Annotated in this window: 1 rRNA gene; it reads left to right on the top strand. The window is 42.0% G+C overall.

The annotated features are described in order from the left end of the window. Positions 1 to 205 (top strand): 23S ribosomal RNA (locus HGH90_RS32340); the annotation flags it as partial.

The following is a 205-nucleotide window of genomic DNA, read 5'->3' as shown; positions in this document are numbered from 1 at the left end:
CAGCTCACTGGTCGAGGGTTTGGGCACGGAAAATAATCGGGCATCAAACATATAACCGAAGCTTTAGGCCTAGTATGTAAATACTAGACGGTAGGGGAGCATTCTAAACTGCATCGAAGGTGTGTTGTGAGACATGCTGGAGCGTTTAGAAAAGAAAATGTAGGCATAAGTAACGATAAATAAGATGAAAAATCTTATCGCCGTA

Origin of the sequence: Chitinophaga sp. Ak27 (genome assembly GCF_012726295.1) — a bacterium.
Classification (GTDB): Bacteria; Bacteroidota; Bacteroidia; order Chitinophagales; family Chitinophagaceae; genus Chitinophaga.
The sequence above is the reverse complement of the archived record's forward strand: the minus strand, read 5'-3'. Positions and strand labels throughout refer to the sequence as shown.